Source organism: Leifsonia sp. SIMBA_070 (assembly GCF_046534635.1).
Taxonomy (GTDB): domain Bacteria; phylum Actinomycetota; class Actinomycetes; order Actinomycetales; family Microbacteriaceae; genus Leifsonia.
Genome location: NZ_JAWRYK010000608.1, coordinates 1 through 253, shown reverse-complemented (window position 1 = coordinate 253; position 253 = coordinate 1). Strand labels below are relative to the sequence as shown.

1 protein-coding gene is annotated in these 253 nt (G+C 66.0%); it reads left to right on the top strand.

All coding sequences use genetic code 11. The features are described 5' to 3' along the window. A partial coding sequence (locus tag SB754_RS21655; RefSeq protein WP_410784375.1) for a DUF3000 family protein occupies positions 1-253 on the top strand: 253 nt, incomplete at both ends.

Below are 253 nucleotides of genomic sequence, written 5' to 3'. Positions count from 1 at the left end.
GACTTATCACAAGTACCCCCGGAATTCCTGAAAGCCCTTGGTTCGCTGCGCAGGGCGCAGTGCCGGCCAGAGCTGCATCTTAATGAAATTCCGGCTCCCACCCGCTTGGCACCCTTCGCGGTGTCGCTGGGCGCAGAAGTCCTGGCCTCCGGCCCGCTGGCACGCGACGAGGGACTGGGCCACGGCCCCTCCGGAATCGTGGTTCCGGAGCAGACCGAGCTGGCCACGGGCCGCTTCATCCTGCTGCATGACC